The sequence below is a fragment of the Paenibacillus puerhi genome, assembly GCF_009846885.1.
GTDB lineage: Bacteria > Bacillota > Bacilli > Paenibacillales > NBRC-103111 > Paenibacillus_G > Paenibacillus_G puerhi.
Map to the genome: position 1 here is coordinate 16,171 of NZ_WUWM01000022.1, position 24,612 is coordinate 40,782.

15 protein-coding genes are annotated in these 24,612 nt (G+C 55.1%); 7 read left to right on the forward strand and 8 right to left on the reverse strand.

Going from position 1 to position 24,612, the window contains the following annotated elements; translation table 11 throughout:
• The first annotated feature begins 102 nt into the window (after nt 1-102).
• Together GSF01_RS19170 and GSF01_RS19175 are read left to right on the forward strand one after the other, a co-directional pair.
• Entirely contained in the window at nt 103-8,136 is an 8,034-nt protein-coding gene (locus GSF01_RS19170) for a cohesin domain-containing protein (protein ID WP_159886894.1), read from the forward strand.
• Between the two features lie 92 nt (nt 8,137-8,228).
• Nucleotides 8,229-10,220, forward strand: a complete 1,992-nt coding sequence (locus GSF01_RS19175; RefSeq protein ID WP_159886895.1) for an S-layer homology domain-containing protein — start codon at nt 8,229-8,231, stop codon at nt 10,218-10,220.
• A 4-nt stretch (nt 10,221-10,224) separates the two neighbouring features.
• On the opposite strand, the gene GSF01_RS19180 is transcribed toward GSF01_RS19175, so the two are convergent.
• Nucleotides 10,225-10,839, reverse strand: coding sequence for a hypothetical protein (locus GSF01_RS19180; protein ID WP_159886896.1), 615 nt, complete (start codon nt 10,837-10,839; stop codon nt 10,225-10,227).
• A 126-nt stretch (nt 10,840-10,965) separates the two neighbouring features.
• Complete coding sequence (locus tag GSF01_RS19185) at nt 10,966-12,210, reverse strand: acyl-CoA dehydrogenase family protein (protein WP_159886897.1); 1,245 nt, start codon at nt 12,208-12,210, stop codon at nt 10,966-10,968.
• A 133-nt stretch (nt 12,211-12,343) separates the two neighbouring features.
• On the opposite strand from GSF01_RS19185, the gene GSF01_RS19190 reads away from it, so the two are divergent.
• Complete coding sequence (locus GSF01_RS19190; RefSeq protein WP_159886898.1) at nt 12,344-12,901, forward strand: TetR/AcrR family transcriptional regulator C-terminal domain-containing protein; 558 nt, start codon at nt 12,344-12,346, stop codon at nt 12,899-12,901.
• 68 nt (nt 12,902-12,969) lie between these two features.
• On the opposite strand, the gene GSF01_RS19195 is transcribed toward GSF01_RS19190, so the two are convergent.
• The 6 genes from GSF01_RS19195 to GSF01_RS19220 form a co-directional block, all read right to left on the reverse strand.
• Entirely contained in the window at nt 12,970-13,323 is a 354-nt protein-coding gene (locus tag GSF01_RS19195) for a 4Fe-4S dicluster domain-containing protein (protein ID WP_159886899.1), read from the reverse strand.
• Entirely contained in the window at nt 13,320-14,930 is a 1,611-nt protein-coding gene (locus GSF01_RS19200) for an FAD-dependent oxidoreductase (RefSeq protein ID WP_159886900.1), read from the reverse strand. Before GSF01_RS19200 ends, GSF01_RS19195 begins: the two co-directional genes overlap by 4 nt.
• 60 nt (nt 14,931-14,990) lie before the next feature.
• A complete protein-coding gene (locus GSF01_RS19205) occupies nt 14,991-16,031 on the reverse strand; it encodes an ABC transporter substrate-binding protein (protein ID WP_235941617.1) in 1,041 nt (346 codons plus the stop codon).
• Between the two features lie 50 nt (nt 16,032-16,081).
• A complete protein-coding gene (locus tag GSF01_RS19210) occupies nt 16,082-16,936 on the reverse strand; it encodes an ABC transporter permease (RefSeq protein ID WP_159886901.1) in 855 nt (284 codons plus the stop codon).
• 99 nt (nt 16,937-17,035) lie between these two features.
• Nucleotides 17,036-17,884, reverse strand: coding sequence for an ABC transporter permease (locus GSF01_RS19215; protein WP_159886902.1), 849 nt, complete (start codon nt 17,882-17,884; stop codon nt 17,036-17,038).
• A gap of 30 nt (nt 17,885-17,914) precedes the next feature.
• Complete coding sequence (locus GSF01_RS19220) at nt 17,915-18,691, reverse strand: ABC transporter ATP-binding protein (RefSeq protein WP_159886903.1); 777 nt, start codon at nt 18,689-18,691, stop codon at nt 17,915-17,917.
• A gap of 494 nt (nt 18,692-19,185) precedes the next feature.
• Here GSF01_RS19220 and GSF01_RS19225 point away from each other — a divergent pair, with 494 nt between their 5' ends.
• The 4 genes from GSF01_RS19225 (at nt 19,186) to GSF01_RS19240 (ending at nt 24,394) form a co-directional block, all read left to right on the forward strand.
• Nucleotides 19,186-20,085 carry an SDR family oxidoreductase gene (locus GSF01_RS19225; protein ID WP_159886904.1) on the forward strand — a complete coding sequence of 300 codons (900 nt, stop codon included), beginning with the start codon at nt 19,186-19,188 and terminating at the stop codon, nt 20,083-20,085.
• A 213-nt stretch (nt 20,086-20,298) separates the two neighbouring features.
• Nucleotides 20,299-20,910 carry an SRPBCC domain-containing protein gene (locus GSF01_RS19230; RefSeq protein ID WP_235941618.1) on the forward strand — a complete coding sequence of 204 codons (612 nt, stop codon included), beginning with the start codon at nt 20,299-20,301 and terminating at the stop codon, nt 20,908-20,910.
• A gap of 338 nt (nt 20,911-21,248) precedes the next feature.
• Nucleotides 21,249-22,964: a sensor histidine kinase gene (locus tag GSF01_RS19235; protein WP_159886905.1), complete on the forward strand. Its 1,716-nt coding sequence runs from the start codon at nt 21,249-21,251 to the stop codon at nt 22,962-22,964.
• Nucleotides 22,961-24,394 carry a response regulator transcription factor gene (locus GSF01_RS19240; protein WP_159886906.1) on the forward strand — a complete coding sequence of 478 codons (1,434 nt, stop codon included), beginning with the start codon at nt 22,961-22,963 and terminating at the stop codon, nt 24,392-24,394. The genes GSF01_RS19235 and GSF01_RS19240 overlap by 4 nt, the downstream gene beginning before the upstream one ends.
• The last annotated feature ends 218 nt before the right edge of the window (nt 24,395-24,612 follow it).

Here is a 24,612-nt window from a genome sequence, read left to right on the forward strand (position 1 = left end):
GTTTTCACTTAAAAAAGCGCATTCAATCCATATATTTCCTCTGTTATGCTCATAGGGAAATGATAGCGGTTTCAAATTGTTGAGCTTAGGAGGCAAAGAGTCATGTTGGGAAGCTTGAGAAAAGGATTCGCTTATATGCTTGCGATGCTGCTCATCCTCAGTACGTTTCATGGAGGGTGGCTTCTGTACCATCCCGCTGAGGCGCTGGCTGCGGAAGCGGGGGGATACGACGGGCGTTACGACGCATATGGCGTCACGGATGTGATCGATCTGGGGGATCCCGCCAGCGAGCAGGCACATAAGCTGATCGCCTCGGACAGCCAGGCTGTCGTCGGGGAGGAAGGGGAGACGGCAAGGGTATCCCTGCCCAAAAGCACGCCGGATTATTTCGGCGGGGATATTACCTTTACGGTCAAGGTCGATCCTAATGACCAAAACTATTTTACCTTGAAGCTGTGGGGCTCGGACAAGACGGAGTACAGAGCTTTTCTGGCTATCGACAACCAGGTGTTCTACCCGGCACCGCTGGTAATCGCCAAGATGGCGGAGGAACCGCCGATCGAGAATCGGTTCTACTTCAGCACCGTTCCGATCCCGCTCGAGAAGTCCAAGGGCAAGAGCGAGCTGACGATTACGATCCGTACGGCCTCTACATATTATCCGTACAGTGCCGGCACGTTCAGCAAGGCGTATCAGGAGAAGGTCGTCACGCCTTCGAACAAGTATTATACCGGTTATGTACATACGACGGCTTCGCTAGCGACGGAAGTGATCAAGCAGAGCGGCAAGCTGACCTCCTATATCCCGCCGGTGCGCAGCAATGGTGCGAACGGCTCCGATCTGGACCCGGGCTCTATCGTCGCCGGTAATATGCGGAACAAGCTGCTGAACGATGTGAAGGCAGTTATGCAGGGAGTGATCGACCGCAACGCTTCGACGAACAACTTCACGACGGCGACCTGGAATCATTCGGAGAATGCGCATGGTAACGGGACGATGCTCCTGCCCTACTCGCAGAACGATGTCAATCTATACAATTTGAAATATGTGACTGAGGTTTTGCTCGACCAGGACAGTCCTGAATATGATGCTCTTCTGAAGCAGCTAGGTGTGGATCAGCTGCTGGATGCCGTGCTCGGCGCGATGGACCGGCTCGTCATCAACTATCTGAACCGCCCGGGTACGATTCAGACCGGAGGCCATCAATCCTCGTGGGGCGGCTACTATCAGGGCCTTGGGGAGGCGCTGTGGAATGTGAGCAAGCTGTTCGAGAACGGCCGTTACGAGCAGCTCGGCGGTACGAAGTATACGGGCTTCGACGCCTGGTATAGGGGAGCGGAGAAAGTGAACTGGCTGGACAAGTTCCGTTCGGTAGCCCGCTTCTATCATCAGCCCGAGGCCGGGACAGCCTTTCCTTTCTTGATCGAGAAGGCTGCGGAGGACCTTGGTGCCGAGCCGTACATCACGACCAGACGTGCCGCTTACGAGGAGATTCTGTGGCTGAACTTCAACTATGCAAGAACTCATGCGTATACGCTGACGCCGCTCACGAACCAAGTCATGTTCCAGATGTTCGGTGCCTGGAGAAGCAATGCCGGCCTGCTTGCGATCCAATCAGCTTATGCGGAGAACTATAAGTCTTCCTTGCGTCAGCTGTATCGTTCGACGGGAATCCTGCCCTATTACGATATCGACATGGTGAACGGGCTTGTAGAAGCGGAGACGAAGAACGGCGGCGATTATTCGGGCAAGCTGATCGTGAATAATCTGGCTGCCTTTAATGACAGTACCCAATATGATGCCGACCGCAATTATATCGGTCCCTACCGCAAGGCATGGGGCGAGGAATATTACATGACGACCGAGTTCGGGCTAACGCGCGAGACGACCTATGTAGCCGGGTACGGCGAGCATAGCGACTATCTCGTACATGCCTGGCGTCTCGTCCGTGATACGCCGGAGGCGTTCCAGCAAGCGCCCGGCATCAAGCTTAAGGAGGAGAATGAGCTGCTGCGCAAGGCGCTGCTGGTATCGAATGCAAGAGCCCATATGAAGTATGCCGATGTGGACGACGGATACCGCTCCATGCGACTCGAAGCGACGATTGAGGCTCGAGGGCCTTTCTATCCTTACGACGCAGGCTACCATGTCCACATGAAATCAGGCGGTACGACCACGATTAATCCGTTTATTTTTGCCTATTTGAAAGCGGAGCTGGAGAAGGATCCGGGCAAATATCAAGCTTATTTCGGCCCGGAGTATAGCAAGTTCTTCGGATATGCGGTCGACGCCGTCGGATATACGCAGCAGATGCTCGCGGATAACCATCTGACACCGTTCATCGGCAGCAGCTTCGCTTCCGATCTGAAGTCGCTCGCAGGCTACAAGTATGTGACGAATCATCCGCGCGTGGCCAAACTGATTCCTTCCACGAATCTGAGCTGGTTCTCGGCGGAGGAGCTGGCGGCAGTCAAACATGCCGGATTTGACGAGAATGCCCTCTATGGCAGCTCGTTCTATGATATCGAGGATTCCATCGTTTATTTCCGCGACAAGGACTCGGTATATCTGTTGGCCTTCGAGTACAAGTCGGATTCGGGCTTGAACGGGGTCAGCCGTATGCACGCGGTCAGCTCGGATTACGACCGGATCGCCATGGTGGATCATGAGGTCCAGTACACGCCGTCAGGCTTCTGGAACTTCGGAGCGCCGGATACGACGGTCGCTTACAATACTACCTATGACCCGGTAACCGGCATGCCGGACGGCTCCACCAATATGAATCAGGGCGAGATCTATCCGGTAGCAGCTTGGCATGGCTATGACGACAGAATCGCGCTTACGCCTTACAAGGCCGGATCGCCTTACGGCGGCTATGGCGAATTTTACTCGGTGCAGTATGGCCCGTATATCATTGCTATGAATACGACAAGGGATAGCTATCGCAATTCCAAGCCGTATGAGATCACGCTGCCGTCTGGATATACCAAAGACATGATCTACGATAAACTATCACATCAATCGCTCCCGGTAACGGGCGGAAAGGTGACGGTACCGGCATTCTCCGCTGTTGTGCTTGATCTGGAGAGCGAGTTAATCGTCAATGATATTCCGAGCGCTCCTATCTTCGCTACCGGCACGGCTGCGAACGGGAAGGCGGCGCTGACCTGGACCCATAGCGCAGGCGTGGATGCAGGCTATCAGATTCTTCGTTCTACGTCCAAGGACGGTGCCTACGCGGTTATCGCGACGGTCGATGCGAATACGAATCTTTACTTGGACGACACGGTGGCGAATGGAAGCACTTATTACTACAAAGTGCGGGGAGTGAATGCCCATGGCCGAGCAGGCAGCGACTCTCCGTATGCCAAGGTTCCCGTCAGTGCGAATGCCTTGATCGAGAACTGGTCCTTCGATACGACAGCGTGGTCGTTGGATAAGCAAATTACAACGGTCCAAGGGCTGCAGGCGGCAATGAAAAGCGGAACGATCACGTTCACAGGGAGCAAGGATACAAGCGGTAACCTGTTGTTTGCCTATACGAGCAATCTTCTAACCGGCGCTGCGGATTCGACGGCTGCACCGAAGAGCGGCAGCTTCGAGATGGTAGCGGAGATCCAATCCGGCGAAGACATCGGAATCTTATTTAAGGAATCGCTCGACGTGAAGTCGAGAGGCGGGCTCCTGACCATCGACAGCGAAGGAAATTACAAGTTTGTTTATAGGCAGCAGCCGAATATCGTGAAGGATTTCGATATGCGCGTTGACGGCTATTCTATCTTCAATAACCTTAATCCCGTAGCCGTAACTGGAAGGGTCGAAGGAGCCAAGTGGCTTAAGGTAGCACGCAAAGGCCTGTACGTCTACGCCTATGTGTCCAAAGACGGGGTCGACTGGCAGCCCATCGGACATATTGGCTACCCGTTGTACCCGGAAGTCAGCGCAACCGGCGAGTACTACTTTATGGATAATAACTGGCATCATATGAAGACGCCTGGCGAGTTCTATCTGCCTATGGCCGATACGATCTATGTGGGCGTGGCTTCGTCCGGCCCGGGTACGGCAGCGCATGTATCGTTGACTGCCCTGGATGCCGACAACAGTTTGCCGGGACAAGTAACTCCGACGATTCTCTCGGACAGCGTCAACGGACGGATTACGATCGGGTGGAAGCATGTGCTGAAGGCCAGCTATTACCAGGTGTACCGGACCCGGGATGCGCTGACCGCAGACCATGACCCGACCGCCGTCGGGACCGGCTGGGAGCTGGTGGGCAGCCGGGTGAAGGATATCGTGTTTGCCGATACGGACTTCAAGACCGGAAGCGGCGGTCCTGTGTACTACAAAGTCGTGGCCTTCAACGAGCAAGACTTGGCCGGGCCGGCCTCTCAGGTGCTCATCGGAGAAATTCAACTTGACGGCGTGGAGTATCCGGCAAGCGTCTGGTCCTCGGTTGATATCAATACGCCTTCGGCCGGCTACGATCTGATGAGCGGCTCCCAGCTTAGCATTTATACGGACGGCAAGCGCTTCTGGAATACGGATGGCAACTCCTTCCGGTTCGTATACCAGGAGATTCCGGCCAAGACGGCGGGCACCTTTATTACCCGCGTCGATAAGTCTTCGATCATCGGGGAGCATCTCGGAGAAGCGCTGATCGTCAAGAATAATGTGAATAAGTCCTATGACAGCGGAACGTACCATCGTTCCATTCGCATGAATACGACCCGCGGTTTGTTCGCGAGCGGTCAGCAATCCGGATGGTCCTCCAACTTCGGCACGAATAATACCGTAGATAATCAGGATGCATGGCTCCGGCTGGATACGAATCAAGGGAGCGAAAACATTGACGTCTACTATGCTCCGGTAACGGATAAAACGAAGTATCCGTCCGCAGATCAGTGGATCAAGCTGTTGACGTTCAGTCCGGATTCCCCGGTTACAGGCAACAGCTTCTGGAGAAACATGGACACCGGCACCAATGGCAAATGGTACGTGGGCTTGGCGCTGGCTACCGGCGGCAACATGGGAGGCTCCAGCTTCTATAATGTGGCTCCACTCTTTAATCTGCCTGCCGTCACGATCCAGGGCAAAGACGTCACGCCGACGAAGCAGATCACAGTTCAAAAGGGTACTCCGATCAAGTTGAAGCTTTCGGCCAAGGATGCATTCGGCTCCGGCGATCTGCCGGTTACCGATATCGAAGCGATCGGGACGCTGCCGGACGGTGCGGTCTATCAGCCGGCCACCGGTGAGCTGACCTGGACGCCTTCGATGGCGGGAGCGTATAAGCTGCCCTTCCGCATCCAGGATAAAGCCAGCCTGAATGACTTCTATGGCGGGTTGGATGTCCACATAACGGTTATGGACAGCACGATCGTCCCCGTCTTCGATCCAATAGCGGATAAATCCTACAGCGCTGGCAAGACGATCGCCTTGACGGCCAAAGCAACCGTCAAAAATATTGCGACAGGCGCGGACGGCACGCCTTCCCCGGCTGCAGTCGCTTATCGGTTGAAGTCGGTGAAGGACAGCTACGGCAACGAGCTCGATGCTGCAGAGCTGGGCATTACGCTCGATAGCGCGACCGGTGCGTTCAACTGGACGCCGACCCGTTTGCACACGGGGGTGTATGATCTGGTATTTAGCGCCGAGGCTGAAGGGTCTGTCTCGGACAAATCGGTGAAGTTCATCATTATGGGCGCACCGCTGTTCGAAATCGCCGAGCCTTACCGGACGGCCATCGCCAACGGAGAGACGATCGAGGTCACGGGAACCGAGAAGCTGCTTCTCCCGATCGTCATTAAAGATCCGACGGGTACGGCTTTCTATTCCTACAAGGAAGAGATTCCGGCTGGTGCGGTGTACAGCGAGAACCTGTTCGATTGGACGCCTACCTATGCTCAGAGCCTTGCTCCAGACCCGACCTATACCCTGAAGCTGGTGGCGTACAATGCGGGCTTCAAAAATGAGGTCGCCGTCAAGTTCAAAGTGAAGACGCCGGCGCCTACCGCTCCATTGCTGACTCAGAACTGGCAGGCTGGCGCTTTGTCGCAGGACAGCCTCAGCAAGATGAAGGTCAGCTACGGCGGTCTCGGTAACAGCGAGGTGACGATCAATAACGCCTCGCACTACGTCAGCCCTAACTACAATCAGGGGACGGGACGCAGCACCTTTGTCTACCAGCCATTGACCTCCAATGCAGAGATCGTGGCCCGTATCACGAGCTACGGCGCGCCGAGCAAGTTTGCAGGCGTTATGATCAGCGACTACTATGCGCCGAATCCGGCTGAGACGGGGATTAACAAGCTGGCGGATACGACCTTCATGGCCTTGTCGGCGAGCGAGTATTCCCTCAGCAACACGCAATCCGGCCGGTTCAAGACGGACTCGGTGCTGGCCTTCGCTCGCAACAGCAATCCGGCCAATGGCGACTGGCCGAATCTCGGCTTTGCTACAGGCGAGAAGGATTTGACGGCAACGTACTGGGTCAGGCTGACGTATAAGGTCAACCCGGACGGCAGCGCTACGGTTCGCGGGTCTTATCGGATCGATGGGGATACAGCTTGGATCGAGAACGAGAACTGGATGTTCACCTATACGGCCGCCCAGGTTGCCAAGGGGCTGTATGGAGGTTTGATGGCTTCTCCGGCCAATAAGGAAGTCAAGTTCGACCATGCCAGAATGACGTTCGAAGCTCCGCTGACCAAGACGAACGTCGGGGCCTTGACGAGTATCAAGGTAAAGTCGGAGCATGCTTACGATCAGGTTGTGTACACCTACAGCCTGACGAAGGACGGCAAGTCTTACACGGATGCCACCATCAGCTCGGGCGGCGTCTTCAACTGGGGGCCGGTCGAAGGAGGAGCTACCTACTATCTGACCGTTACGGCGACGGCTAAGGAAACCAATCAGGCTACCATTCAAAATTATGTGATCGAGGTAGCGCACATCGACAAAGCCTACCTACAGCAGGCGATTAGCGAAGCGAAAGCCTACACCAACGCGGAAGGGAAATACTCCGCCCGTTCGTTCCAGAAGCTGACACAGGCGATCGCCCAGGCGGAAGCGGCTATGCCGGACATCCAAACGTACGCTGCGCTCGATGCCGAGGTCGCAGCCCTCAACGGCGCTGTGAGCGCGCTGGTTGACGTCACGCCGCTGAAGACCAAGCTCGCTTCAGCCAAGGCCATCAGCAATGATGCCGGGCAGTATACTCAAGCCTCATACGCCCGTCTGCTGCAGGCGATCGCTGCCGGGGACAATATGGTCGATTCCGCCGACACGCTGCAGCAGCTGCAAGCTGCACTGGCCGAATTGAATGAAGCGGTCGATGGGCTCCGGACGCCAGGCGTCAGTCTGAGCGGCCCAAGCGTGGCTGCGGCCGGCAAGGAGATCGTTCTGATCTACAGTCTGAACGAAGTCACGAGCCAGGTATATGCCAAGTCCATGACGGTACATTATAATCCGGAGCTCCTCGAATACGTAAAGGCCGTATCGCTAGTGAATGAGTTCACGGTGATCGCATCCACATATGGCGGCGGGAAGGTAACGTTCGTCGAAGCGGGACTGGGCAAGGCGGTGACGGGAACGATGGATCTGCTCGAGCTGCATTTCCGCGCATTGCCTGGCTCCTCAGCCTCGGCTGTCACCACCGTGTACTTGACGGGCGTGCTCGCAGCGAATGAATCAGGGCAGGAGATGACGCTTAACGCCGGTCAACCGCACGAGGTCGAGATCACCAATCCGGACGCTGCCCCGTTGCTGGCCGAGATCGACAAGGCGCAGGCGGCGGTGAACGCTGCAAGGGTCGATGAACGACTATGGGGGCACTTTAAGGAGCCGGTGATACAGGCCTTGAAGGAGGCCATCCAGGCTGCGCAAGCCGTAGCGGAACAGGCTGTCCGGCAGCCTGAGCTGGACCAGGCGATGACGGATTTAAGCAAAGCGCTGGAAACGTTCAAGGGCTCCGTGAATGCTAGAAGGGGAATCGGGGACGTCGCCTGGATGGCCCGCTATTATGGCACGCTCCGCTCGGATAGCGACTGGACCTTCATTTACATGTATGATTTGGATGAAAACGGGAAGATAGACATTGCTGATCTAGCGGCCTTTGCCCGGGATATGCTGCACTAACGAAGGGGAAGGAGCGCTGGCGTGCAGGGAGAGGTGCGGAGACCGTACTCTCCCCGCACCAGTGTCAGTTACAGGAAGGAAGGGTACTTCTGATGATGCGCAAAACCTGGATTTTTATGCTTACCTTGCTTCTAGGCATAAGCATGCTGCCCTCCGTCTCGATAGGGGCAACCGAAGCCAAGCTTTCCTTGCATGCCAGTAGCGAGTCGGCCAAGCTTGGGGAGACGGTGACGATCACCTTGCAAGCAGAGAGCTTGATCGACTTATTCGCGAGCGATATCCGGTTAAGCTACGATCCGGATCTGCTGGAGTACAAGGAGTCGATATCCGAATTTACGGCTGGCTTTCCCTTTTCCAAGGAATCGGACGGCAGTCTGCTGCTCGGGCATACCTTTACAAGCAAGGTGCCCGGATTGTCGGGCGATCACAAGCTGTATACGATCACCTTCGTGGCCAAATCCGAAGGAACCGCATCCATCCGCTTGAGCGATGCGACGCTCATCTCGTACGAGAATGAGAAGCAGGTGACCCGAAGCTGGACGGCTGCCCATGCCACGGTCGAGCTCGGTTCTAAGGATCAACCGGAGCCGCAGCCCGAGATTCGGGTCACAGGGGTTACCCTGGATCACGGCGGCCTGCAGCTCAAGATAGGCGATAGCGCTTCGCTGGTCGCGACGGTTGCGCCTGCGGATGCGACGAACAAGGCTGTGAACTGGACTTCCAGCCGCAGCGACGTGGCGACTGTCTCGGCATCCGGCGTCGTGACGGCCGTGGCGGCGGGCGCCTCTACGATTACCGCAACGACGGTGGACGGAGGCAAGACGGCGTCCAGCACCGTGTCCGTCACTTCGGGCACGACGGAAACAGCTTCTCCGTCAGACGGGACAGGCAGTGGCCAGGGCCCAGTCGACCCGGGCCAAGCACTGGTCCCGGCCGATGCTCATATCCGGGCCGAGGCGAAGCTGAATCCCGACGGTTCGGCAGTCGCTGTGATATCGTCCGAACGGCTGGGGATGGCGATCGCGGGCTCGAAGGACCGATCCATTTCCATTGCAGTCGTTCCTCTGGAAGGAGCCGCAAACCTGAAGGTGCGGCTTCCGGCCGGACCGCTGTTTGCTCACGGCAAGCCGGTCATGGATCTGATCCACATCGATACCGGTCATGCCAAGCTATGGATTCAGACGAAGCTGCTGCTGAAGGCAGGCCGGAAGACGGATGGGGCCCTGTTGGAGCTGGCAGTCGCTCGCGCGGATGGCTCTGAGCTACCGGCCGATGTACGGACTAAGCCGGGGGGACGTCCGGTGTATGAGTTCGGCTTGACTCTCGATAGCCAAAGCTTATCCTTGTTTGCCGATCAGGAGATTGCTGTAGAGCTTCCCTACGTACTTGGTGCAGGAGAGAAGCCGGGGCAGGTTGTTGTGTACTTTCTGCCCGAGGGTAATGAGCTGGAGGTCGTCAAAAATGGCCGGTACCATGCCAAGCCGGGTCGTGTGGCATTTAAGCCGAAGCACTTCAGCCGGTACGCGGCCGCTTATGCGCAGGCTGACTTCATCGATCTGGCCGGCGTCCCTTGGGCGCAGGATGCTATCCAAGCCTTGGCCGCACGGCAGGTGGTGCAGGGCATGGGCGACGGACTATTCCAGCCGGACGGCAGCGTAACCCGAGCGGAATTCGTGACGATGCTGGTGAATGCTCTCGATCTTGCGGAGGACCAGGCCGTGACAAGCTTCTCCGACGTGGAGCAGGGCGCCTGGTATTACCGCTCCGTAGCAAGCGCCCAGAAGCTCGGTATCGTTAACGGCAAGACTGACGCCTTGTTCGGCGTGTCGGATACCATCACGCGTCAAGATATGGCCGTTATGATGCACCGGGCGGTCCAAGCCTTGAGCCTCCGACTGTCATCGGTCAAGCCGGGGGCGACGTTTGCCGATCAGGCTGCGATCAGCAGCTATGCCGAAGAGGCGGTAACGGCTATGCGGCAAGCCGGTATTGTGGAGGGAATGGAGCAGGGCTTGTTTGCTCCGCTCCAGCACACAACGCGGGCGCAGGCGGCGATGATGATCTTCCGGCTTATGGACGTGTAGACGCCTAATTGAATAGGATTAAAGTAACGATTAGCGCGATCAAAACGATGACCGCGGATCTAACCGTTTTTATCCAGCGCGGGGTTGTATAAGGCTCCGTGCTGCTTTTGATTTCCAGCTGCTTACGCCATCCATACCTAGTCATACCTTTTGGCTTGTACACCGACAAGACTGTTGCCACAAGCACGATCAACAATCCTCCGCTCGGGTGTACGATATGAATCGAATCCTTCAACATACTTAGCTCGGTGCTCGACCATGTACTTTTTGATGCTATGGATGCCGCATGGTTCAGTTCTAGTATGTATGCGACCAACATAAATACCGCTATAACGGTAAACAAAAGCTTAAAAAGGATCCAATAATGACGGAACAACCCCCACTTAGTGCCAAGTGATAACGCAACTCCGGTGAGCAGCGATGCGAAAGCCACGGGGACAACAATAAAATTAGCAACCAAGGACATGATTTGGATAGCGGATCGTATCATATCGGCATCTTGATTGTTTAGGAGATAGACGGCTATGGGGATATAAGCGGCTGCGGAGCCGAGCCATCCCATGGTAGTTATCACGTGTATAGTGAGTACTAGCTTACGGAGAGAGGGAGAAAGAGTCATGTATCCTTCCCCCTTATCCCATATACCGTACTTCGTATTAATGCCATATTTTCTTCCACTACAATATCCTCCTGTGCTTCAAAAACATGATGGGGACAAGTCTAGCTATGCTGAGATGTAACGCTGTTAGCTTTTTAATAAAGCTGCGGCACTTAATGTCATGAGATGCTGCGGAGGCAAGCCCATCAGTACTCTTCCGTATAGCTCTAGTCCAGTCGATGCGGTAGTCAGCGCATGATTGGAACCGCCTCGAATGTCCCGGAATATTTGAGACAAGCGATTGGAATCGGCAATGACACTTCCACCGCTCTCCGCCATGAGCAGATCTACGGCTTCCCAGCACAACATGGCTGCATAGGTCATATCTGTCTGCAGCTGTGCCATTTCCTTTAAAGTAAATGGTTCTGTGTTTTGCACGTGGCGCTCCAGATTGTCAATGGTTCGACTGATATGAAGATGAGCGGACTCGACCTTCATAGCCGCAAGTCCTACTTTATACTGAATATGACCCACGGCCGCTTGAGAAGTATGGACTGTCATTGAAATTCCCTTGTGAGGCGCTTTCTCCACAAAATACTCGAGAGCCCCTCTGGCGAGTCCGAGAATCGCGCTTATACCCGTGGTGAGGATGATAATAAGCTGTCCGTAAGGTCTGTATCTGTCACGTCCTTTCAACGGGGCAGGCATTGCGCCTCCCTGATGCATATCTTGAGTGATGACGTATTTGTCCGGGACAAATAAATGTTTGATTGCCAGACTATTACTTGCGGATCCCCTTAAACTCATCGTATACCAATCGTCAACAATCGTGACTTCACTCATCGGAATGACGGCCAGCATCATCCCCATAGCCTTGTCTTCCTGCATGGACTTTCTGTCCTTCAAGCTTAACAAAGCATGGGTTGCATGCGTTGAACCTGAACCGAACCCCCAAAAGCCTTCCTCTATCCAATACCCTCCGTCCACTTTTTTCACAACCGCTTTATTTGCCAGCAACACCGAACAAAAGCGTATCTCTTCTGCCTGGTTAAAGATCGAATCCAATACGTCGGAAGGTAAAGATAGTGCTGCATTATAGTTATTTCCATTGATGATTTGAACGACCCAGCCCACCGAACCATTCCCCTTGGCCACCTCGGAAATAATCTCGACCATGGCACGGATACTCACATCATGACCCCCGTACTCTTTCGGTGTGCCAAGCTTAAAAAAACCGGCATCCGAAATGGTTTGAATCACTTCATCAGGAATATGTCGTTCTTCATCAATAATCGTTCCGAACTTCTGCAGATAGGGAACTAACTCGGCAGCATGGTTTAGCAGTTGCTGTTCAAGAGCAGTAAGTTGACGTTCCGTACTTAAGTTGGCCATTAACCTTCACTCCTTAATCTACACGTGTATATTTAAATTATACTTGTCGATTAAATGATATAATGTATAATTGGTTTCAACAACCGATAAAATCGCAGATCTGTCGAAAACGATACAGAGAGAGGAATCTGTCATGAACCCAAAACCAACCGAAGACCTTCGAGTCAAAAGAACCCATAAGCTTTTATTCAATGCTCTGTTGGATTTAATGGAAAAACACCCGTTTGAGCAAATAACGGTGAAGCAGATCTGCGATCTAGCGATGGTGCATCGAACTACGTTCTACACTCATTTTCAAGATAAATTCGATTTACTTTCACGTGCTATGCAACAAATTGCCGATGAAGAATTTAAAGACCTTGACGATGTATCCTTTTCTCCAGCCGATAATTTTAGGGAATTACTTTCTTTAGCAATCAAACACAAGAAATTGTTTTCCATTCTTTTAGCTGAAGAGAGGGATTCCTTGAGAAATCTGTTGCGAAGAGAGATGGGGAGGGGGATGAGGGATTACTTGGCCCACCATCATTTGATGGAGGAGAGGTCCATCGATATGCAAATTAAAATAGAGGCCTACATCGGTGCCGTGCTTGGTGTGGTAACTTGGTGGATTGAGAGCAATATGCCTATCGATCACGAAGAATTATTTTCAAAAATGAATATCTTTTCAGAAGGGAAATTTGCAGAATAACTCCGGCGGGGCATAGGATGAACATAAAGCACCGGGATTTCCAGGCTTGGAAATTCCGGTGCTTTAGTTTAGGAGGAGGCGGCTTTGCGCGTCGGCAAGATGCGGTCGATGAACGGCGTCGTGTCCAGCTCGGCAAGCCTGGTCCGGCCCTTGCCCCAGCCGATCGTCTCACGCCAGCTGCCCAGCACGTTCGTCTCGATCAGCTGCTCCTGCGTGGGAGGGGCGTCGAGCGGTTCGGCATAGGGAGCGACATACAGTGCATCGACCGGGCAATATGCCTCGCAAATGAAGCAGGTTTGGCAGTCTTCCTGTCTGGCAATGATCGGAATCCCGTTATCCCCCTGGTCAAATACATGGGTCGGGCATACGCGTACGCACATGTTGCAGGAAACGCACCGATCCGGGCTGACTAATTCAATCATGGGACAACGACCTCCTGCCTGGCTTGTAGTACTTCCTGTCTAACCCGGATCTCATCGATGCCGGAAACAATGAGGCGATGCTGCTGGGCAGGGTCCGTGTCGGGGTATTCCGTCAGCATGTGCAGGCCGCGCGTTTCCTTGCGCTCCAATGCGGCGGTATACATCCAGCGGGCCGTGGCTGCCATGGCAGCGGCTTCGCGTGTGCGGACCCGGCCCTGTACGGTCGGGCGGACCGTTCCGCTCAGTCCTTCGGTCCAGACGGCGCGCAGACGCTCAAGGGACTGCTGCAGCACCGGTACGCTGCGGAAGTAATTGATATCTAGCGGGAACACCTCCTGCTGGACAGCTTGAACGACCGCGCCGGCATCGATCTCCTCCGCAACCGCCGCCGAGCCGGAGCGTTCCCCGAGGCCGTACCGGCCGGCCGGCTTCAGGCTCCTTGCCGACACGCTGCCGCTCTGGGCGAGCGCGTGCCGGGCAGCCCCGGCACCGGCCCAGCTGCCGGAGCTGATCGCCCAGGAGGCGTTGAACGCGCCTCCGCCTGACTTGGCCCCCGTGACGCGTTCCCGGGTAGCCGCATCTCCGGCGGCGTACAAGCCGGGAACGGTCGAAGCGCAGTCGTCGCCGGTCAGCCGGATGCCGCCCGTGCCGCGAACGGTACCTTCGTATCGGAGGGTAAGCGGGAACCGCTCGGTGAACGGATCGATACCCGCGCGATCGAGGGGAAGGAAAAATATCGCATGCGACTTGCGGAGGATCTGGCGTTTTTCCTCCGTATCTGCATGGTTCAGCACGGCATAGACCGGCCCTTGGCTGAGCATGCGGGGAAGGAAGTCACCCGCACGCGGGCCGCCTCCCTGCAGGACGGTGCCATCCTCGGAGGTGTAGGTCGCCCAGTTCAGCAGCCGTCCGCGGGTATTGGTGGCGAAGGCCGCGCTCGGGGCGTACTGCCGGGTGAATTCCATCCCTGAGAGCTCCGCACCGAGCTCTGCCGCCATCAGCAGTCCGTCTCCGGTGAGCACGTTGCAGCCGAGACCTTTGCTGAGAAAGGCGCAGCCGCCGGTAGCGATGACTACGGCGTGGGCGCGAACCTCCCATTCGCCTCCGTCCAGGCGGGATACTCCGCGCGCGCCGCCGACGCCATGCTCATCGACAAGCAGCTCGAGCGCGGGAGACTGATCCAGGATTTTCACGCCGGCGCGCGCCACCTGGCGGCGCATCAGCTTCATATATTCGGGACCCTGCAGATGGTCCCGGAGCGGCACGCCGTCCTCGTCACGGCGGAACGGGTATCCCCAGCTTTCCACCAGCTCCAGGCTTTCGTATACCTGATCCAGCACGCGGTGTATCCATGCCGGCTCCGCCAGGTAGCCGCTCTCTCGGTAACGCTGCTGGACGGCTTGCTCCCGCAGCTCGGGGTCGGGAGGTAGATAGAGCAGATTGGTCCCTCCCGGAGCCGTAGCCCCGCTGGAGCCAAGGTATCCTTTGTCGACTAGAACGACGCGGGCGTTGTGACGAGCTGCGCTCCAGGCGGCCCAGGCTCCGGCCGGTCCGCCTCCGATGACGAGCACATCCGCTTCAAGCTTCATGATGCCGGTTGAACTCATATGCTTACCCCCTATGAATGGCTCCATGCCGGTAGGCCTGACGACCTCCGGGGAGAAGGATTACTTCAAGATCCATTGACTGATGTCGAAATCCTTCTCGGCCAGCTTCTCGTCGACCAGAAATTTCTTGGTGCCTTCGAGCAGCTTGAGCCCTTCGTCGGTGAACGGAACCTCCTTGATTCCGCTGATCGGGCTGACCTTCTCGATAAGCTCCGGCGTGGAGTTATTCAAGTCGGCCAGAAACTTGTAATATTCGGCAGGATTCGCCTTGACATCGCTCAGTGCCTTCAGGCGAGCTTCGTTCCAAATTTTAGGGAAATCCGGATTTTTGCTTAAATACTCCTCGCTTACGACGGTTGCGTTCGTACCCAGCAGATGCGGATGCTTCGTAGCGTCATCGATCAGCGGGTAGCCTTGGTCGATCTGCTTCAAGGCGAATACGCCGGTCGTCGTCATCGCGTCGATCTCGCCTCGGGCGAGCGCAGCCTCGGCATCGACGCGAAGCATGTGTACAATTTTCACGTCGGTAATATTCGAATCCTTCAGAAGACCGGCGAGATAGCGGTGATGGAAGGAGCCCTTCTGGGTGGATATGGTTTTGCCCTTAAGCTCGGCAAGAGTGGTGGGGCCGTTCTTCTTCCCGATCAGATAGCCGATGTTATCGATGGTTCCCTGTGTAATAAATCTTGTTTTGGCGCCGGTCGATTTGGCCAGGATGGCCGGCGTGTCGCCCAGGCTGCCGAAGTCGAGCCGTCCGCTGATCAGCGATTCGCTAAGGTCTGGCCCGTTCGGGAAGGCGGTCAGCTTGACCTCGGTGATGCCGTGCTTCTTCAGCTCTTCCTGAATGATGCCTTTGTAAAGTCCCCAGCCTTCGGCGCTTCCAGGGAAATTCAGCTTACTGGTGCCGATATAGCCGTAGTTCAGCGTGACGGGAACTTGGGCTTTGGCCGCTCCGCCCGCCGCAGAGCCCGTACTTGGCGCTGCGTTTTTATCGGTAGCCGTTCCGCACGCCTGCGTTACCAGCATAGTAAGAGCGAGGGTAAGGATACCTGTGGTCAAACGAACTTTGCGCGAACCGGATTTGACAGATGATGATTGCATGGATGAGCTCCCCTTTTCTTGGATCATGGATGTGGATGGCCGGATGGCCGTTAGCCTTGAAAGCTGTCTCTCCAGCTTAGCAGCCTCTTTTCAAGCAGGCGGACCAGCGAATCGACGAGTTTGCCGATGACGGCGAAGATGATAACCCCTACAAAGATGAGCTCGGTAGTCGAGGTCTGTTTGCCAAAGTTGATCAGGAAGCCGATCCCCGCCTGCGAGCCGATCAGCTCCGCCACCACGAGCCCCAGCCAGGAGATGGCGACAGACAGGCGCAGGCCGAGCAGGATGCCGGGCAGGGCGGCAGGTAGAACAAGGCGAAAGATTTGCTTGGTTTTAGTGAAATTCAGCACCCTGGCCACATCAAATAGCTTCTGATCGACGCTGCGGATTCCCAGAAAGGTATGAATGTACATCGGGAAGAAGGAGCCGCTGGCGATAATAACGATCTTGGATGTTTCCCCGAAGCCGAACCACAGGATGATCAGCGGGGCGATAGCCAGATGGGGGATGACGCGCAGCATCTGGAAGGACGGGTCGAGCATAAACTCGAGCCGCTGCACGAATCCGACCAGAAACCCGAACAGCAATCCGAGCGAGCCTCCGATGAGGAAGCCGATGCCGGCCCGCTGGAGCGAGATGGACAGATGCTGCGCGAGCTCCCCGGAAGCGATCAGCGTCCGGAATTCCGCTGCGATATGCAGCGGGGTCGGTAGAAATTCACGGGTGAACAAGCCGAGGTCTCCCGCCACCTGCCAGGCAACCAGGATCAGCACGGGCAGCAGAGAGCCGATCACAGCATCGTTCAGCTTTTCCTTGAGCCATCTCGTACGCTGCACGGCGAGCTCGGAGCTGCCCTTTCTCTCGAGGCGCGGGGATTGCTCCAGCGCCTTTATTGCGTTGCTCATTGGATAACCTCCTCCAAGTTTTCCGAAGGAAAACTACTTCGTAAGCATAAGCTCCAAGTTTTCCAGAGGAAAACAGCTTCGTAAGCTAACGGCACGGACTCAGCCGCCCTTGTAGCTGTCGCGCCAGCTCAGCCACTTGCGTTCAAGCAGCCTGACCAGCAGGTCGGACAGGATGCCGAACGAGGCGAAGATCAGAATGCCGACGAAGACAACGGGCGTCTTGGAAAACTGCCTGGCATCCGACATCAGATAGCCGATCCCCTCCGTCGAGCCCATCAGCTCGGCGACAACCAGACCTAGCCAGGAAACGCCCAGCGAGATGCGGATACCGAGCAATATATTCGGCAGCGCCGCCGGCAGGATCAGTCTCACAATTTGCTTCCATCTGCTGAAGCCGAGGACCCTCGTCACATCGAACAGCTTATTGTCCGCGCCTCGGATACCCATAAACGTATTAATGTATAGCGGAAAAAAGGCGCCCTTGGCAATCAGCAAAATCTTCGAGGTTTCGCCGATGCCGAACCACAGAATAAATAACGGCGCTATGGCCAGATGCGGCACCATGCGGATCATCTGGACCGTAGGGTCGAGCGCTCTCTCCGTCCTGCGGAACAAGCCGACCAGGATGCCTAGTGCGAGTCCGAGACTTGCGCCCAGGGCAAAGCCGCCAAGGACCCGCAGTATGCTGATCCTGAGGTTGCTCGCCAGCTCGCCCGTCTGCGCCAGCCGGATAGCGGCTTGGGCAATCCGCAGCGGAGTAGGGAAGAGAAGCGGAGAGATCAGGCCCAGGTCGCCGAAAACCTGCCAGGCGGCGAGCAGCAGAAGCGGGAGCAGCGAGCCAAGCAAAATTCGGGCGAGTCGTTGTCTAATCCGTACTTCACGGTCCGATAAGAGAGGCTTCTGGACATATTCGGTTGGTGCTGATGCTACAGGCCCGCGTGGGCTCATGGCGATTCCTCCCTGCGATCGAACGCTATATTAGATCCCGGAGCTGTCGATCAGCTCGAGCTCTTCAATCTTCTCCAGCTCGCCCAGCACCTTCAGGCGGAGCTCCTGGAACGAGGTGGTCGTCTTCCTGCGCGGCACGGGCAGATCAATCGGAACGATGCTGCGGATAGCGCCCGGCCGGGGCTTCAGGACCACTACGCGATTAGCCAAGTAGATCGCTTCATCGATGTCGTGGGTCACAAAGATCATCGTCGTCCTGTTTTTCTGCCAAATATCGATGAGAACTTCCTGCATATGCGTACGGGTAAAGGCGTCCAGCGCGCCAAATGGCTCGTCAAGCAGCAGCACCTTGGGATTGCGGAGCAGCGCTCTTGCGATGGCCACCCGCTGGGCCATCCCGCCCGACAGCTCGCGGGGGAAAGCCTTCTCGAAGCCCTCCAGCCGCACGAGACCGATTAACTCGTTTACCTTCCGGCGCACCTCGTGATCCCTCAGCGACAGATCGGCGGCGATGTTTTTTTCGACCGTCAGCCAGGGGAACAGGCGAGGCTCCTGGAAGATGAAGCCTTTATCGATGCCGGGCCCCACTATTGGCTGCCCCCCGAGCCGCACATCACCCGTGAACTGGACGTCGAGCCCGGCGATAATTTTCAACAGCGTGCTTTTGCCGCAGCCGCTCGGCCCGATTACAGTCAGGAACTCCCCTTCTTTTACGTGAAGCACAATGTCATTCAGCGCTTGTACGGACCCCTTGCTCGTATGAAATATTTTGCCCACATGCTCGATGCTCAATAACGGTACGGACATGTCTCATCATCTCCTTCAGCTCCACAACAAAACGGAGCCCATTCCAAATAACAAGCATTCAGAATGTCTCCGTTCGGTAAGGTAGACAAGTATTCGTTTAATTCATAGTTTTCGGGTATGAATTAAATGTTTTGATTATCTTATCAATCAGATGTTCTTCTGTCAACGAAAAATTAACGCTTATCCCGCTTTTTTTAATCGCCTCGGTCCAACCCTTGCAAGACGACCGTCTGGGGGGCCGTCGGCACCTTGGCTCGACATAAAAAAGGAGGCGTTCTTCATGGAATAATAGAAGAAGCGCCTCCGTTGATACGGTCGTCACTTTAAATCAAAGTTAAATAAGTGGAATTATGGGATATACGAGAAATATCGATTATCATATCACCATCCTTTATAACTCGTCAACGCTGAATTTACGGTCAACGGGCAGGGAAGAACCAATCGCCCATGGGCGAATATCCTAACATATCACTTCATCTTCAGGAGGGAATACCATGTACCCGCACTATCCCCCTATCGGGACGGAAACGTACTGCCAAGTAAAGCCCGTGTTTTTCCCTGCTCAGCATCAGAACCGCCAGCCGGGCTTCGAGTATCCGATGCAGCCGCAGCCGATCTCGGATAATCCGCACTATGTCGGCAGCGGCAAGCTAAGGGGCAAGGTTGCGATCATCACGGGGGGCGACAGCGGCATCGGGCGGGCTATCGCCCTTGCCTTTGCCAAAGAAGGAGCGGATCTGGCGATCGCTTATCTCGATGAGCATAAGGATGCCGAAGCGACCGCGGCGATGGTAGCAGGGCTCGGGCAGCGCTGTCTGCTGCTGCCGGGCGATCTGCGCGATGAGTCGTGGTGCCGCGAGGTCGTTAGGCGGACGGTGGCCTGCTACGGGCGGCTGAACGTACTCGTCATCAATCAGGGCGTACAGTTTCCCCAGTCGAATATTATGAACATTACAAGGCAGCAGCTGGAGGATACGTTCCGAACGAATATATTTCCGAGCTTCTTTCTCACGCAGGAGGCGCTGCGCCACTTAAAGCCGGGGAGCTCGATCATCAGCACGACCTCGGTGACCGCCTATGCCGGGGCGCCCCTGCTGATCGACTATTCGTCGACGAAGGGGGCTATGGTGTCCTTCACGCGGTCGCTATCGCTGCAGCTGGCCCGCTCCGGCATACGAGTCAATGCGGTCGCGCCCGGTCCGATCTGGACACCGCTGCAGGTATCCAGCTACTCGGCCGATTATATTCGAACGATAGGCTGGGATACGCCGATGGGCCGTCCCGGCCAACCGTTCGAGCTGGCGCCGACTTACGTATATCTGGCCTCCGACGATTCGGGTTACGTCACCGGCCAGGTGCTGCACGTCAACGGAGGGACCATGACCGAATCGTAGCGGAAGCAAGCGTGCCGAAGGCAGGAGAAAGAAATTGAGGGGATTTGGACGCAATAAGAAGGCTCCGGCAGGCGCGGACTGGCGCGTGACGGGACCGGCTTCCCTTGGGTCACAGTGAAATACATGCACGGAATCGAAAACGCCGGCCTTCCTCGTCCGTCTTTATACGTTATAATGGTAACGTATACTCGAAGTTTACGGAGGAATGAAACGATGCCGGGTCAAGTGTTCAGGCGGGACATCGAAAGAGAAACGGGAGCCCCATGGGAGCAATGGCTGCAATGGTTGGAGGAGGATGCCGCACAGCGGTATTCCTATGACGAATTGACCGGCTACCTCCAGGAGGTTCGCGGAGCCGGGCTCCGATGGGCGCCGATTATCGCCGATATGTATAGGCAGCAGCAGGGACACAAGCCGGTCGGGCAAACGATCGCCGTCGGCTTCAATATCGGCGTGCGCAAGACCGCCGCACTGTCGAGAGAGCAGCTTTGGCATTATTTGATTTCGCCGGATGGCTTGAAGCTGTGGATCGGGGAAGTAGAGCCGTTCAACCTGGAAGCCGGTACGGTCTTCGAATCGAAGGAAGGCGTATCAGGCAAGCTCAGTGTGGTGAAGCCGTATGAAAAGCTGCGTCTGTCCTGGCAGCGGCCAGATTGGGAGCATCCCTCGACGCTTCAGATTTATCTGCTGCCCACCAAGACGGGGAAGACTACGATCAGCTTTAATCAGGAGAAGCTGGACGATCTGTATATGAGGCATATCATGAAGCGGCATTGGGAAGAAGCGGCGGAACGAATGCTTCAGGAAGCGGGGCAGACGCGATAAGCCCAGCTGAGAAGGTGGATATAGCGGAGCCGGATCTGTCCGATATGGAAGGTCAAGCAAGGCTATCGGCCATCCCTTGGCTAACGAACGCGAGGAGGTAAGCCCGTCCCAAGTAGATAAAGGTGCGAATGATGGACTGCTTTTCTCGCAGCAAATCAATCAGGAGGCCCGATGCCGGGCACGACAAGAAGCTCCCTTCTCTATTTAGAGGCGGGAGCTTCTTGTCGTGCCCCCATGCGGATTATTCTTGACGATTGACTGTAAGCTGATGCCGGAAGTATACTCAAACTTACTTGTTTCGGTTAGCTGGGAATACCATCAAGGGGAGAGTAGCGACCATGACGTTGAAGCAAAGAATTTTTATGTTATTTTTACTAAGCTCGATCATTCCTTTTCTAAGTGTGTTCGTCATTTCCTACTTCACGATTGATTCTATTTTCGACAACAAGATAGAAAGTGGAATCCGCAGCAACCTGAGGCAGGTGGAGCTTTCCTTAGCCGGCTCGATCAGCAACTTAAATCATATCTCCCAGCAGCTGGCCTATGGCGGGACGATTGGAAAGCAGCTGGATGAGGTGCTGCATGAGACGGAGGGCCCCTTCGAGAAAATGCAATCCAAAGCCCAGCTAAAAAACGAGCTGAATCTGATTACCTTTACAAACCCGAGTATCGGGTTGACGACCTATTATTTTGAGAAGGACGGCTCCATCCAATTTGAGAACTTCCCCGTAAAAAGCAGCTTTTCGCCGGACCAGCTGCCCCTGCTGGCCAAGTATTACGGCATCACTTATTACGGCCCCCATGTGAGTATGAACGAGTTCGACGATCAGTTTGTCTTGTCTGCTTTAAGGCAAGTGGAGCTTCCCGACCGCGATGATGTATACGTATACATCGAGAACGGGTTCAGCTTGACGCAAAGTATTTTGGATAACGATCAGTACGGAGGTGCCTTATCTCACCTGGTGCTGGATGGCCAAGGCCGGGTTGCGTACAGCGAGGTTCCCGATATATTTGCATACGGAACTCAATTTTCCCAATTTTCCAGAGGAGAGGGCAAGGGCTTATTTCGGGGCTATCATTGGTTCAAGCAGACCTCCAGCCAAGATTGGAGCGTCGTTTCCGTCATCTCCCAGGCCGATTATAACAGTGAAAAAAATCGCTGGATGATGCAGATCCTTTTGGTGGCGTTACTATTTCTTGTCGTTACTTGCGTGCTGGCCTGGCTGCTGTGGAAAATGGTGTATATCCCTCTGAACTTATTTCATAGAGAAATTAAGGGGATGTCTGTGTCTCATAATCGCTCCGCGCCCAAACCGGTGGAACGAACCCGCATCCCGGAATATGACCGCTTACTCATCCAATTTGCCGACATGAGAGAACAAATCTGGGAGTTGTTTAGAGAAGTGGAGCAGAAAGAGAAAAATCGGGCGGACCTCGAAGTGGAGAAGCTGCTCTATCAGATTAATCCCCACTTCCTGATGAATACCCTGGATACGGTGCATTGGCTGGCTCTGATGAACGGACAGGATGAAATCGACCGGCTTGTTCAGTCGCTTAATAAACTGCTGTACTATAACCTGGGCAAGCTCGGTCAAGCCTCCACGATCGAGGAAGAGATCGATGCGCTCAAACAGTATTTGGTGCTTCAGCAGATCCGCTATGATTTTGAGTTCGACGTGCGCATCGAGGTGGACGAGAACGTCCTGAAGATCCCCGTCCCCCGATTTATTCTTCAGCCCTTGGTGGAGAACTCCCTTTATCACGGGCTGAACGATGACGGGTATATTGAGGTTAACGTCTCGCTGGATAAGGATATTCATATTACCATCCAGGATAACGGAGCCGGTATGTCCGAGGAAGCGATCCGGGAGCTGCTGAATAACCGAACAATAGAACAAAATAAGGTCGGGATGGGGATCGGGATGAACTACGTGAAGCGTATGCTGGAAGCGCGGTATGAGGACAAGGCTAGGCTTGAAATAAAAAGTGAAGTAGGGGAAGGGACGAGCGTTGTGTTAACCTTGCCCGCCTGGGAGGAGGAGGTCCGATCATGATTAAGGTACTTGTTGTGGATGACGATAAATTAGTCCGCAAGGGCTTGATATCGGCCATGCCCTGGAACGATTTCGGCATGCAGGTCACAGGGGAGGCCAACAATGGCCAGAAGGCACTGGAATTTCTGGAATCGCAGCCTGTCGATTTATTGCTCACAGATTTGGCTATGCCCGTGATGTCCGGGGTTGAATTACTGAGGATAGCCCGCAAGCGTTATCCCCGTCTTCATATGGTCGTCCTGACCCTCCATCAAGATTTTGAATACATCCAGGAAGCTCTCAGGCTGGGAGCTATCGATTACATAGCTAAGGTCCAATTGGAACGGGAACGCTTCGACGAGGTTCTGGGACGGATAGCGGCCCGCATCAACGAACAACGGGAGCAGCGCCGCAAGCCCCTTCCTTCCGATGAAACGGTATTCGAGCTTGATCATGGGTTCGTGCTGATGTCCCTGGAGCGGGACCCCGACCGGAATTGGCCTCAGGAATGGGGAATGCCTGCGGACGAAACTATGCTGGAGGTGGAGCGCAACTGCTGGCTCTGGCTGGCCGCCGGGGGAGAACAGCGTCAGTGGCCAGACATCCTGCCGGACCATGCGGGCAAGAAGCCGAGGGGAATGCTGCTGGCTGTGTCCGGACTTGCACAGCGTTCCTGGAAGGAGATACAGCGATGGATCAGGGGCTATATGGAGAATGTTATATTTTATGAATATCGGCCGGATCGCAAGATGCTTCCCGTATCGATGAAAGAGCCCTATGAAACGCTGACCGCGCCGGATGAAGCCGAGCTGAACCGGGTCAAGGAAAGCTGGCTGCTATCTTCCTGGGTTCATCATGACCGCAATTTCGAGAAGCTTCTGGCCGATATGAAATCGCTAAGGCTGCGTGAAACTCAGCTGATGGGGCTCTTATATTCGCTGGTGATGGAGTGGAACCGTTTCTTCGACCAAACCCAGTTAGGTAAAATCCAAATGATCGATTCCATCCACTGCTGGTATGATGTTGAGCAATGGTTAGGGGGCCTCCGCCAAAGCATCCGGGAATCGTCCGGGCAAGCGGCCTGCCCGCAAGACATTACCGATTGTATGGCAAAGGCTGTTCGGATGCTTCATACGGAGATCGACAAGCAATTGACGGCCGCCGAATTGGCGCAGCGTTTGAATTTGAGCCGGAGCTACTTCAGCCAATGCTTCAAGGAAATGACCGGCAAAACATTTAACGACTATTCGCGCTCCATACGGATCGAGAAGGCGAAAGACTATTTGCAGAATACGAATAAAACGATTCTATGGGTCGCGGAGCAAACGGGCTATTCGGACGAAAAGTATTTCAGCCGCATCTTCCGTGAATTTACCGGCGTGCTTCCAAGCGAATACCGGCAAACCCGGCGCAAAAGCCCGAAGGGCAAAGAAGCCGCAGATTCCCCCTGAGCAAGAAGGCGCCTGCTTATGCACGGCGTCTTTTCACTAGACACAGGTAGAGAAATGTAAGCTGAACGGGGGACATATGTGTACAAAAAGGACGGGAAGCCGGTTCAAGCTCATGCAAATTGCCATCATTTCTCTAACCGAAGAGGCACTCGATACCTATCTCATGGATTCGCCATCATCCTTTATACTGGCAATGAAGCAACAATCATAGGAAAGAA